14 protein-coding genes are annotated in these 12,133 nt (G+C 69.6%); 2 read left to right on the top strand and 12 right to left on the bottom strand.

Annotated elements, in window-relative coordinates; genetic code table 11:
* Positions 1-58: 58 nt before the first annotated feature.
* The 7 genes from OEB96_RS39220 to OEB96_RS39190 all read right to left on the bottom strand — a co-directional run bounded on the left by OEB96_RS39220 (position 59) and on the right by OEB96_RS39190 (position 5,401).
* Positions 59-472 (bottom strand): hypothetical protein, encoded by a 414-nt coding sequence (locus tag OEB96_RS39220; RefSeq protein WP_266222028.1) that lies wholly within the window; start codon positions 470-472, stop codon positions 59-61.
* A 134-nt stretch (positions 473-606) separates the two neighbouring features.
* Entirely contained in the window at positions 607-2,211 is a 1,605-nt protein-coding gene (locus OEB96_RS39215; RefSeq protein WP_266222027.1) for a hypothetical protein, read from the bottom strand.
* The gene (locus tag OEB96_RS39210) at positions 2,198-2,833 is read right to left on the bottom strand and encodes a tetratricopeptide repeat protein (protein ID WP_266222026.1); all 636 of its coding nucleotides are present in this window, start codon (positions 2,831-2,833) and stop codon (positions 2,198-2,200) included. Before OEB96_RS39210 ends, OEB96_RS39215 begins: the two co-directional genes overlap by 14 nt.
* A gap of 47 nt (positions 2,834-2,880) precedes the next feature.
* Positions 2,881-3,150 carry a hypothetical protein gene (locus OEB96_RS39205; RefSeq protein WP_266222025.1) on the bottom strand — a complete coding sequence of 90 codons (270 nt, stop codon included), beginning with the start codon at positions 3,148-3,150 and terminating at the stop codon, positions 2,881-2,883.
* Entirely contained in the window at positions 3,147-3,563 is a 417-nt protein-coding gene (locus OEB96_RS39200; RefSeq protein WP_266222024.1) for a hypothetical protein, read from the bottom strand. Before OEB96_RS39200 ends, OEB96_RS39205 begins: the two co-directional genes overlap by 4 nt.
* Before the next feature lie 70 nt (positions 3,564-3,633).
* Positions 3,634-4,494, bottom strand: coding sequence for a hypothetical protein (locus tag OEB96_RS39195; RefSeq protein ID WP_266222023.1), 861 nt, complete (start codon positions 4,492-4,494; stop codon positions 3,634-3,636).
* A gap of 55 nt (positions 4,495-4,549) precedes the next feature.
* Positions 4,550-5,401: a class II glutamine amidotransferase gene (locus OEB96_RS39190; protein ID WP_266222022.1), complete on the bottom strand. Its 852-nt coding sequence runs from the start codon at positions 5,399-5,401 to the stop codon at positions 4,550-4,552.
* A 169-nt stretch (positions 5,402-5,570) separates the two neighbouring features.
* Between OEB96_RS39190 and OEB96_RS39185 the strand changes: the two genes are divergently transcribed.
* Both OEB96_RS39185 and OEB96_RS39180 read left to right on the top strand, forming a co-directional pair.
* Entirely contained in the window at positions 5,571-7,028 is a 1,458-nt protein-coding gene (locus OEB96_RS39185) for an FG-GAP repeat domain-containing protein (protein ID WP_266222021.1), read from the top strand.
* Between the two features lie 42 nt (positions 7,029-7,070).
* A complete protein-coding gene (locus OEB96_RS39180) occupies positions 7,071-7,688 on the top strand; it encodes a hypothetical protein (protein ID WP_266222020.1) in 618 nt (205 codons plus the stop codon).
* A gap of 53 nt (positions 7,689-7,741) precedes the next feature.
* On the opposite strand, the gene OEB96_RS39175 is transcribed toward OEB96_RS39180, so the two are convergent.
* From OEB96_RS39175 to OEB96_RS39155, 5 genes are all read right to left on the bottom strand, one after another.
* A complete protein-coding gene (locus tag OEB96_RS39175; protein ID WP_266222019.1) occupies positions 7,742-8,167 on the bottom strand; it encodes an Ig-like domain-containing protein in 426 nt (141 codons plus the stop codon).
* 132 nt (positions 8,168-8,299) lie between these two features.
* Positions 8,300-8,968: a hypothetical protein gene (locus OEB96_RS39170; protein ID WP_266222018.1), complete on the bottom strand. Its 669-nt coding sequence runs from the start codon at positions 8,966-8,968 to the stop codon at positions 8,300-8,302.
* A 3-nt stretch (positions 8,969-8,971) separates the two neighbouring features.
* The gene (locus OEB96_RS39165; RefSeq protein ID WP_266222017.1) at positions 8,972-9,427 is read right to left on the bottom strand and encodes a hypothetical protein; all 456 of its coding nucleotides are present in this window, start codon (positions 9,425-9,427) and stop codon (positions 8,972-8,974) included.
* Between the two features lie 120 nt (positions 9,428-9,547).
* A complete protein-coding gene (locus OEB96_RS39160) occupies positions 9,548-10,348 on the bottom strand; it encodes a hypothetical protein (RefSeq protein WP_266222016.1) in 801 nt (266 codons plus the stop codon).
* A 4-nt stretch (positions 10,349-10,352) separates the two neighbouring features.
* A complete protein-coding gene (locus OEB96_RS39155; protein WP_266222015.1) occupies positions 10,353-12,128 on the bottom strand; it encodes a serine/threonine protein kinase in 1,776 nt (591 codons plus the stop codon).
* Positions 12,129-12,133 lie beyond the last annotated feature (5 nt).

The following is a 12,133-nucleotide window of genomic DNA, read 5'->3' as shown; positions in this document are numbered from 1 at the left end:
GGTGCGAGCCAAACCGCAGCGGTGAGCAGGGACGCGAATACCCCAATATGAATCGACTTCATGGCGGGCTCCCGTTGGCGCCGACAAGGCCCCCCTGGAGGGTGTAGTTGGAGGAAACGTGCGTGGATTGGAGCGCAGTGGGCTGCCCCAGCGTGTAGACCATGGAGTAGCCGCGGCTGCTCATCACTCGACCGCTGGAGACGAGCTGGCTCTGCGTCTGGCCGGGGAGCAGCGGAGGCTCGCCCGTCGAGGTGTCGCCTTCGGTGGCGGTGGTATCGAGGCCGGTGGACGAGGTGCCGGTGGTATCGACCACACCGGTCATGGGTCCCGTCGTGTCCGAGGGGAGCGTGTCCTCGCCCGTGGTCGTCGTGGACGTGGAGCCGCCGGACATGGTCCCGCTCCCGACGACCACGTCGTCGCCCGGGCACGCCGTCAAGAGGAACGGCGCAGAGGCGAGCGCTGCTGCCGTCACGATCGATCGAGTCGCGCTTCGAGACAACACGCCCAAGCCTCCACCCAGAGGGCAGTACAATACCGGCCCGCCCACCGGATGTACAGGGCGGTGGCGCCGAATTTCGCGTCGACAGCCCCCTCGGCGGCGTCCCGTCAGAGGCCACCGCGTTGCATGCAACGCGCGAGTGCAGAGCCCGGGCGCGGCCTCGCACCTGGACCCGCCAGCTGCCGCGCCGCCACGCAACCACGCGCGAGCCACTCCTGGGTGAGAGGCCAGCTCGGGGTGAGGCTTGCCGCCTGTTCGAGTCGGGAGATCCCTTCTTCGAGCCGACGCTGGTGGATCTCGAGCATCCCGAGGTTGATGAGCACGAACACGTTGCCGGGCGCCTGACGCAGAGCCTCGCGATAGTGCGCCTCGGCCAGCGCGGGATCATCGTTGGCCACGGCGCGGCCATAATTGAGGTGGGCCTGCGTCTCGCCACCATGACGGATGCTCTGCCCCCACAGCATGCGCTCGTCCCTCCAGACCCGATTGGTCAGCACCGACGCGCCACCGAGATAGATCACCAAGAGCCCCAACACCACCAGGGCGTCGCGACGAGGACGCAGCCGCAGCGTGCCCCAGGCCACCGCGGCGCACAGCCACGGCAGCGAGGGTACCTGCCGGTAGTCGGTGGCGAGGTAGCGAAACGGCAGCACCCACGAGGTCGGTGCGAAGGCGATCCAGTACGCCGCGATGCACAGCGCGAGCAGGGGTGCGCGCATGCGGATCCGCCACGCGAGCACGCTGCTGCCCACCACCACCGCCACGCCCACCAGGGCGCCGGAATCGAGCGGGCTGGTGACCGTGTCCACCCGCGGCAGCACCCGCATCTCGAACGGCCAGATCGCGTTGCGCAGGTAGTAGAACACGTGGAGCCTCGCCTGCGTGAGCGGGTAGTCGAGCGGTCCGCGGTCCACGAGCAGCTGTCCGGCGTCCGAGAACTCGAGGACGAGCTCGGTCCAGCCGAAGAAGGCGAGCACCGGCACGGTGAAGGCCGCGGCCCGGGCCCAGGTTCGCGGATCGCGAAGCGACGCGCCGAAGATCGCCACGTCGATCGCTCCGACCAACGCAGGCGCGACCACGGCGTCGGTCTTGCTGGTCAGCGAAAGCCCCAAGAGGCCCAGCGCCAGGCCCCAGCGCCAGGGCGAGGAGCCTTCGGCACGAAGGCGCACGAACACCAGCAGGCACCCCAGGAGCAGCACCTGCATCATCAACAGATCGCGCGCGCAGAGATAGTTGACCGGAACGCCCGCCACCGGGTGCACCGCGTAGAGCAGCCCGGCCGCGAGCCCCAGCGCTCGCGAGGGCCCGTGCGGGTCGGCCCGTGCGGCCAGACGGGTCATCAACCGCGCCACCAGCAGCGCCGCCGCGACGTGCAAGCCGAGGTTGCCCAGACGATGCCCGACCAGGGGATCGAGCCCCACCAGCTCGCTCAGCCACGCGGTGATCGAGAGGCTCAGCGGCAGCATCGGCCGGAACTGCACGATGGTGGGAAGCGAGGAGCTGGTGGCGGGATCGAAGAAGTGCCGCCAGATCGGCCAGACCCGCCCGAGCTCCGGGTTCTCGACGATGCGGTACTGATCGTCGAGGTGATACCCGTTGGTCAGCGCGTTGGCGTAGACCACCGCGCACACCAGCACGATCGCGACGACGTCGATCCACGGGCGAGCCGTGGAGCTCGTCGCGGGGCCTGGATCGGGCTCAGGGGCGGACATCGGCGAGGGATTGCAGCAAGGGCTCGACGCGCGGGTCGGCGGGGTGGAGGCGGCGTAGCTCCTCGGCTTGCCACCGGGCGTCGTCGAGCTCGGCGGAGTCGCGCAGGATCAGCGCGAGGTTGAAGCGCGCATCGGCATGGCTGGGCTCGCGCTCGAGCACCGCCTCGTAGCCGGCCCTCGCCTCGGCGTGATTTCGGCGATGGTGGTCGACGAGGGCGAGATCGTAGCGAACGGTCGTGTCGTCGGGATCGGCCAGGAGCAGCGGTTGCAGCCACACCTCGGCCTCTTCGAGGCGGCCGCGGAGGATCGCGATCTTGGCGGCCTGCAGACGGGGATCTCGACCATCGGCGGCGATCACCGCCTCCTGCGCGGCCTTGGCCGCGCCTTCGAGGTCACCACGAGCTTCGAGTTCGAAGGAGCGTTGCAGCGGAGGGGCGCGAGGCACCGGCGCGGGCGCCTCCTCTTCCTTGGGAGGCGAGCTCGCGGCGGTGGGCGCCAGCACCTCGACGGCGGCGACGACATGCGCGGCATCACCGGGTGGTGGTCCGAGCCGATCGGCGCCGACGACCAGGGCGGCGACGACGACGACGCTGCCAGCAGTGGCAATGACCGCGGTCCGCACGCCCGGGCATGCTACCACTTCCCACGCGTGCGGAGCCGAGCCACGCCTCAATGGTCGCAGCCGAAGCCCATGGCCGTGCACTGGGAGTCGTCGGTACACACGCACTCGCCATCGGTGCACACGCCGATCTGGCCGAAGCCGGCGATCTCGCAGGGCTGGCCCTCGACCGCGCCGTAGCAGGGGAGCGCGGAGCAGATCGAGTTGCCCAGGTCGTCGACCCCGGCGCACTCGGTGAAGCCCACGATGCATGCCATGTCGTCCACGCACGGGGTGGCGCAGACGCTGAAGCCATCGACGAACGTGCACTGGCCGATCATGAGGTCGTCGCACGTCGCCGGGTCGCACGGCGGGATCTCGCCGACGTACTCACAAAAGCCATCGATGCAGGCGTAGTCGGCGGGGTCGATCCCCCGGGGACGCAATCCTCCACGGCGAGGCAGACCTGGCCGCAGTAGCCCGGCTCGCGATCACCGGTGGGATCGGGTGGCGTCGTGGTCGCGACGGTCGTGGTCGCGGGGGTCGTCGTCGAGGCGCTGGTGGTGCTCGTCGTGGTGCTCGTCGTGGTGCCCGTCGTGGTGCTGGACGACGCGCCGGTCTCTCCCGCGCTCTCGTCGTCGCTCTCGCTGCCCTCCTCGAGGACGACCACGGGGCCGCACGCCAAGCCGAACACCAGCGAGCCGAACACCAGCGAGCCGAACACCAGCGAGCGAGGGGCGATCTCGGGCCGCATCACACTGCCACGGTACCGCGGCGACCCGGCGGCTGGCGAGCGCCAGTCCTCGGCGCCGTTTCGAGGTCGCTCAGCGGCTCAGCCGACCGAACACGATGTCGGTCATGATCACGCCCCGGCTGCGGCGCCCGTGCCAGCCGTACGCGATTCCGCGGCCGTTCTCGTCGACCATGAAGAGGATCGTGCCCTCGCCGATCCCCCCACCGCCGTCGTATGTGCGCGTGTCGTCCTGGTGTGGAAGCGACGTGGCATCGAGGATCCGCAGCGTGTAGGCCCCGGGGAGCTCCGGCACCGGCTCGGCCGGTGCGAGCGCAAACCCGGTGTGCCCGGTGTTGCGGCTGGGAAAGCCCGGCGGGCGGATCCATGCGAACACGTCGCCCGGGCGCACGTCCTCGATGTGCCGCAGCCGCTGCCAGCCTCCCTTGGGCCGCTTGGTGGAGGAGCGAGCGATCTTGCGATAGTAGTCCCGCGCGACCGGCCGCCCCTTGTCCATCGACTTGCGCGCAACCGGGGCCACCTTGCGCAGGAACCAGCCCATCATCGCCGAGCAATCCCACACGTAGATGCCCTCGCTCGGCCGTACCTTGGTCTGGTGCTCGTAGGCGGTGTAGGTGAGCGAGGCGCGGATCGACGCCTGCAGCTTGAGCACCTTGCGCGCCGGCTTGGTGGCGGGCTCGAAGCGAGGATCGGGCTCGGGCGCCGACCCGTCCTCGGGCTCCGACCCTCCCTCGGGCTCCGACCCGACCGGCGCCCCCTCGACCCCCGCGCCCGCAACATCGACCCGAGGCTCGATCACCCGCGGAGACTGGGACTGCGCTCGAGCCTCCGGCTCGGCCGCCGATGGGCTCCCTACCCCGAGCGCCCACGCCAGCGCCCCCAGGGTCAGACCCATCGGCACCATCACCCACAGTCCCCGGCTTGGTGCGGCCATCACCACCGCCCTTGAGACGCACGGCCCCCTCACCGGGTTCCCGTGCCGGCCATCCTCACGCCTGGAGGCTCTGCTGCAGCTTCATCGACCAGTCCACCCCCACCACCTCGAACGGCGCCATGGGGGTCCACACGTTGTCGCCGTGCAGGGGCTCGCTGGCCACCACCAGGTGCTTGACGAATGCGCCCGGGCGTGCGGACGCCTCGCACTCGGGACCAAAGCTGGGGCAGTGGTCGCGGTCGGGGCAGCGCGTCTTGTGGGTGGTCCAGTAGAGCTGCTTGCCCCCCTGGTGGGCCACCATGGTGCGGCCGTTGGTGAGCACGAAGGTCAGGTAGGTCGCATCGGACGGCCCCCGATCGTCCAGGCATGGCTCGCCCGTGAGCGCGACCACCTGGGTCATCAGCTCGCGCACCGACGCGATCACGTCGTCGAGCGGATAGCCCACGCGGTGCAGCTCGTGACGCCGCGCCATGTGACCGAGCAGCAGGTAGAACAGCACCTCGGAGTCGCTGTCGCCCAGGATGAAGCGCCGCAGCACGGGCGGAACCATGCCCACGAGCTGCTCGCGGATCGCCCCGAAGTTGGCGAGGTTGCCGTTGTGCACGAACACCCACTGGCCGTACTGGAACGGATGGGTATTGATGATGGACAGGCTGCCCTGGGTGGCCTTGCGCAGATGGGCCAGCACCGTCTCCGACGCCACGATGCCCGAGACCCGCTGGAACAGGTGGTCGTCCATCGCCGTGGCCACGCTCTTGATCACGTGGGGCGCCCCCGCGTTGTAGTAGGCGACCCCCCAGCCATCGGGGTGACGATCGCTCTGCTGCATGAGCGCATTGTCTGCGCTCACGAGGCTGCGGTGGACCTGGCTCTGGATGACCGAGCGAAAGCCGAATATCCGACACATGGGTGATCGGCCGACGAGGGCTCCCCACGCTAGCGCGGCGGGCCACCAACAAGCAACCGCCGCCGCGCGAGGTGCGGGCCCGCGCGACCTCGGCCCGCTGCTGCGGTACCCGCCCTGCTTCCCCCCGCCCCGCTTCCCCCCGCGCGATCCCTGGCCTAACGTAGCCATCATGCGCCTTGCCCTGAATTTGGCCCCACTCCGTGCCCGACGCGCGGCCCCGCCGGAGCGCCGCCGCCTGGCCCTGCGATCGGGATCCGCAGCCAGCCTCGGCCTGCTGCTCGCGGGCTGCCCCGGCGACGACAATGGGCAGGACGGCACCACCACGCTGCTGCCCACCACCACCGCCACCTCCACCATCGGCACCACGCAGGGCCCCGACTCGGAGGACGCCACCTCGTCCACGCAAGGGCCCGACACCACCGGCTGCACGCCCGGAAGCTCCGGGTGCACCTGCTTGCCCGACGACACCTGCAATGGCGCGCTGGTCTGCGAGGGCGGCACCTGCCAGGAGCCGAGCGGCACGGACACCACCACCGGCGACGACACCACCACCACCGGTGGCCCCGGCGTGTGCGGCAACGGCATGGCCGAGGCGGGAGAGCTGTGCCTCGGCACGGCCACCCCGTTTGCGATGGGCGCGGGCACGATCGCGATCGCGGCGGCCAATTTCGATGGCGATCCCGCGCTCGATCTGGTCGCGGCCAACCGCGACGCCAACACGGTCAGCATTCGCCTCGGCGCCGGCGAGGGCGACTTCGGGGTCCAGTCGCCGTTCCCGACCGGCACCGGCCCCATCGGCATCGGGGTGGGCGACTTCGACGGCGACGGCGATCTCGACGTGGTCACCGCCAACAGCGGCTCAGTCGACGTGACCATGCTGCCCGGCACCGGGACCGGTGACTTCGGAGCGCCCATCGCCACCAGCCTCGGCGTGATGCTCGTTCCCACCGATCTGGTCGTGGTCGATCTCGAGGGCGACGGCGACCCCGACGTGCTCGTGACCGAGAGCACCTCGTCGGTCGTGTACGTGCTGCGCACCGACGCGGGCGCGTTCCTGCCCGCAGCCACCTACGCGGTGGGCACCGGTCCTTCCGGCCTGCACACCGCCGACTTCTCCGGCAACGGCGTTCCCGATCTGGTGACCTCCGACGCCGCCGGAGGCACGGTGAGCCTGCTGCTCGGCAACGGCTTCGGCCAGTTCGGCGGCGCGAGCAGCTCGAGCGCGGGCACGAGCCCCGCCGAGGTGGGCTCGGGCGACTTCAACGGCGATGGTCTCACCGACGCGATCGTGGCCAACCCCAGCGGCGCCGCCACCATCCGCCTGGGCAACGGCCTCGGCAGCTTCGGCGGCCAGATCCCCGTCCCCGTCGAAGGGGGCCCCGTGGCCCTCGTCTCCATCGATCTCGACATGGACGGAAACACCGACGTGGCCACGGTGGGCAGCGACAACATGATCCACATCCACCTGGGCAACGGAGCCGGCATGCTCAGCCCCGTGCTCGCGATCCCCGTGGGCATGGCACCCGACGACATCATCGCCGTCGATCTCGACGAGGACGGCTTGCTCGACCTCGTCACCGCCAACGTGGGCTCGGGGGGCGTGAGCGTGATCCTCACCGACGCCTAGGCCCGCTGCGCTCTCATCCCCTGCACGCGAAGGAAGACCTCCATGCATCGTTCCCTCCTCGGCTTCATCCTCGTCACCACGGCCGTCCTGTTCGCGTGCCCCAAGCCCAGCCCCTCGGGTGGCGCCGACGACGGCAGCCACCCGCCCGATGGCATGGTCGATCCCGGGTCCGCGCCCGGTGACGACGGCGGTGTCACGCCCTCCGTGCGGCAAGGCTGCCTGAGCGATGCCGACTGCCACGATGGCGGTGGTGTGTGCGAGGGCCAAGGATGCGGTCCCGACCAACCCGGCACTTGTGCTCCTGCCGATCGGATCTGCACCCGCGACTCGCAAGCCTACTGCGGCTGCGACGGGCAGACCTTCCGTGCCTCGGGCGGCTGCCCCGGCCAGCGCTACGCGTCCAGGGGCGAGTGCGCGGCCGCGAGCGACGGGGCCGGGACGGGAGCGGTCGCCGACGGCTCCCCGTGCCGCACCGGGAGCGATTGCCAGAGCGGAGTGTGCGAGGGCGAGGGCTGCGGCGACGACCAGCTCGGCGAGTGCAAGCCCGCGACCCGGGCCTGCACGCGCGACTTCCGGGCCTACTGCGGCTGCGACGGGCAGGTGTTTCGCGGGTCCGGGAGCTGTCCCGGTCAGCGCTACGCCCGTCGTGGCGAGTGCTGAGACTCAGGCGTAGCCGTACGGTTGCGAAGTTCCTGGGTCGTGGTGGCTGGCCCTCAAAGACAATTCACGGACTTCACTGCTGTCGTGGCTGCTCCCCGCGAATCGCGGGCCACTGCGCGCAACTCGTGGGAAGTCGTGAACTCGAGATCTGTCGTCGAGGCCGAGATCAACACGTCGTCGACGAACCACCGCACGCTGTCCAGATCTCCGTCTGGATCGGTCGCGGTTGCATCGAGCTCCACATCGCTCGGGCACGAGACCTCGCTCGGCACGTTGATCGTGATCGATGGGGGCTCGCGCGTGGGGCCAGCCGCGACCTCCGCGACCAGTCTCAGTACGCCGGTTGCCTCCGATGTGCCCTCGCCGCATGGCGCAGGACCCATCACCTCGAGGTTCGTCGCCGAGAAGGAGCTCCCATCGGCATTGAGATGGACGGCCTCAGTGTTTACACCGCGGATCACGTAGTGGTCCGAGCCCACGTCGAAGTCACCCTGCAGGACGAGCGCGCCGGGCGGGAACCCTTTGTTGGTGTTGTTCTGGGCGTCGATGCCGAAAGCCGGCTGCCCGAGGGAAATGACCAGATCATCGATTGTGATCGTGCTCGTCGTCGGTCAGTCCTGCGTGCAGCAGCACAGGATCCCGACCAGGGTGCGACCGTCTATGTCCTCGTGGCCCCAGGGAATTGGATCGTCGCACGCAAGGTCGAAGCCTGCGCTGAAACTCGCTTCTGCGAGGCGAGTACACTTATCGAGAACCTCGACGGGATCGTAGCCTCCTCCCCCCATGTAGCCCACGACGGTGCCGCTGCAGGTGGCGTCATCGCGGCAGGTCTCGCCGACGCTCGCGCATGCCTCCGTGCAGTTGGCCAGGGAGGGATCGACTTCGATGCATGGCTGAAGCCCTGGGTCGCACTGACCTCCGGTGCAATGGTTGATATCCAGGCCCTCGCAGCGATGTCCGCACTCGCCACAGTGCGTCGGGCTGCTGTTGAGCCAGGTGCACTCCCACGCATAGTCCTCATCGTAGGTCTTGGGAAGCTCCACCAGGCACGCGGTGAATCCCTCGCCGCAATCCGGTGGAGGTGGGATGGCTCCACCCGCCGAGCTCCCAGCGGTGTCCTCGCTCTCGGAAGCTGTCGATGTGGCAGTGTCGGTCGCCGCGGCGCTCACGCCGGAGCCGCCCTCGCCGGAGCCGCCCGCGGGTCCCATCGTGCGACGACCGCAGCCCAACCCCAAGAGGAGCAGCGGGAACAGGGTGGTGTGAGGAAATCGAGCGCGCATCGTTCAGTCGTCGAGCAGGTAGTTCCCTGCGATGTTGGTCCACTTGTCGTAGAGATCGCCCGGGTCCGGTTCGCCTGCCGTGTCGAAGTAGTCTTGCTGCGCAGGATCGAGGAGCTCGTCGAGACGGTCGGCGAAGTCGGTATTCTGACCCGAGACGACCCAGTTGAAGTCGTACAGCGCGTAGAGCATCTGCAGCACGGTCGCCAGCATCGGTTGCGGGCTTACCGCATCATCTACAAGCTCACGTAGCGCACTGGCCCAGTCGGTCTCGTTCCCAACGCCTGCGGGGCAGTCCATCCCATCACACCGCAGCGTCTCAGGAAAGTCGTACATATCCACGTGCGGATCGTTGACTCCGGCGTTGTTCAGGTCTGGGAACTCCACGTACGTCGTTTCGTCCAGGTCGTGCCATACGGCCAAGGCATAAAGACGAGCAAACCCCTCGAGAAGGCGGTCCACCCGTCCTTCCGTTGCCGGGGCTACCAGCAAAAGGGCGGTCAACCATCGTTCCGCCGCCGGGGCCACCAATCGAAGCGACGAGCCGCTCCGCGATCATCATGATCCAATGCCGGCTCCGCTTCAGAACCGCCGCCCCACCGTCACCCCTGCCCATCGCGGCCCGAGCTGCGGCGTCATCTGCCATGCCGTCTTGCCCTGCTCGTTCTTCTTCGCCACCAGCACGTAGCGGACCACCCCGCCCAGCACCAGCGCTCCGCCGATCGACAGCGCGATCGCTCCCCCGTTGCGGAGCTTGGTGGCACCGTCCTGCTCGTCGATGTACCCCTGGTGCGTGTCTTGATCCACGGCCTTGCCGGCCTTGGACGACGCAAGCCCCATGAGCGCCGCGCCAGCGCCCACCCCAGCCACGCCCACGCCCACGAGCACTCCCCCCAGCGGGTCCTTGTACCAGGCCTTGGCCTTGGGCTGGTCGTCGGTCACCGGAGCCGCGACCGGCTCGGGCTCGGGCTCGGGCTCCTCGACGAGCTCGTCGTCCTCGTCGTCCTCGATGATCTCCTCGTCCTCGCCGCCCCCTTCGGCGGCGAGCTGCTCCTGGCAGCGCTCCATGTTCTCGCGGGCCGGGGTCGCCGCGGCCTCGGGCGGATCGCTGTCGAGGAAGCGCTGGTAGAGCTCGACCGCCGCCGCACAATTGCCACGACTGCGCTCGGCCTGCGCCCACGGATAGAGCAGCATGGGCTGCGGCTCGATGATGAACGCCGCCTCCACGGCCGCCGCCGCCGCGTCGTAGTCCTCGTTCCGAAACGCCTGCTGCGCTTCCTGGAACTTGGCCTGCGCCTCGGGATTGGACAACAGCTGGCCGGGCGCCGCGAGGGCCAGCACCACGGAAGCCATGCGAAGGGTCGACAGGGCCAGGAATGTCATGGGATCAGCCGCCGAAGCCCGGCATGAACGCCTCGAGATCGGGCTTCTTCTTGTTCGACTTGGTGGACGACTTGCCGGTCGACGACTTGCCGGTCGACGACTTGCCGCTCGACTTGCCAGTCGACGACTTGCCGGACTTGGTGGGCACGGGGTCATCGTCCTCGACGATCATCAGATCGTCGGGCTCCGGCTCGGGCTCGGCGACGGCAACCTCGGGGTCGGGCTCGACCGCCGCGGGCTCGACCGCCGCAGGGTCGGTCGGCGCGGGCTCGGTCGGTGCCGGCTCGCCCGCCGTGGGCTCGGCTGCCGCCGGCTCGACCGCTGCGGGCTCGGTCGGTGCCGGCTCGGTCGGCGCCGGCTCGCCCGCCGCGGGGCCGCCCGCCAAGGACGCTGCCTTGGCCGCGGCGGCCTCGGCCTGCTCGAGCCGGTCGTTGGCGTCGGCCGCCGCCTTCTTGGCCTCGGCCGTCTCCTCCGCCGCCCCGCGCCCGCCCAGCCACAGGCCCATCACCATCACCAACGCGAGCGCGGCGGTGGAGCCCAGCCCGATCGCCACGTTGCGAAGCGTGCGGCTGCGCGGGTCCACGGCCTTGGCCTTGGTCCCCAACGACGTGCCCGAGCCGGAGAGCCCGACCGAGCCGTTCGTGCCGTGGACTCGGCTGGCGTAGCTGCCCGCGCCGCTGGTGGACTCGAAGCCGTAGCTCCCCACCCCGGTGCCCGGGACCATCACCTGCGAGCCCACCATCGCGCTGATCTCGGCGATGGTGGCGGGCGACATCTGCCCCTTGCCGCTGCTGCCCCGCAGCGCCCCCCAGGGGAACGGCTGCGGGCGAAACAGGTAGTGCATCAGCTCGCCCAGGGCGCTGGGGGTCGCGCGCAGCTTGGTCTCGCGAGCAAACGCCTCGAGGTCCATCTGCAGCTCGCGCGCGGTCTGGTAGCGCTTGTCGCGATCGACCGTGAGCGCCTTCATGATGATGCGCTCGAGCTCCGCTGGCGTGTCGGCCCGCACCGCCGAGGGCGGCTTCATCTGCCCGTGGACGATCAGGTTCATCACCCCGAACTCGTTGTCGCCCTCGAACAACCGCTGCCCGGTCACGCACTCCCACAGCACGATGCCCAGCGAGAACACGTCGCTGCGACGGTCGATCTTCTCGGCCTTGCACTGCTCGGGCGACATGTACGGCACCTTGCCCTTGCGGGTGCCGGCCCGGGTCACGTCGGTGCGCGTGATGACCTTGGCGATGCCGAAGTCGGCCACCTTCACCCCGCCCTCGTAGGTGATCATCACGTTGGTGGGCGAGACGTCGCGGTGCACGATGCCCAGCGGACGCCCGTCGAAGCCCACGCGCTCGTGGGCGTAGTGCAGGCCGGCCGCCACCCCCATGCCGATGGTGACCGCATGCTCGATCGCCAGCGGCTGGGTGACCTTGGCCAGGCCCTTGATGAGCCCCGACAGGTTCTCGCCGTAGACGAACTCCATCGTGAAGTAGTACTCGCCCTCCTCCTTGCCGAGGTCGAACACCTGCACCACGTTGGGGTGATCGAGCAGCGCAGCGACGCGCGCCTCCTCGAGGAACATGCGCACGAAGTGCTTGTCCCGCGACAGATGCGGGAGGATCTGCTTGAGGACGACGAGCTTCTGAAAGCCCTGGATGCCGCTGGCCCGCGCCAGGTGCACCTCGGCCATGCCGCCCGAGCCCAGCCGGCGCACCAGGTCGTAGCCTCCGAAGGTCTCGGACACCACCATGTCGGGGGCGACCGGAACGACTTCTGCCTCGGACATCGTTG

The sequence above is a fragment of the Paraliomyxa miuraensis genome (assembly GCF_026337845.1).
Taxonomy (GTDB): Bacteria; Myxococcota_A; Polyangia; order Nannocystales; family Nannocystaceae; genus Paraliomyxa; species Paraliomyxa miuraensis.
Note: the sequence above shows the minus strand (reverse complement) of the source record. Positions and strands in the feature narration are given on the sequence as shown.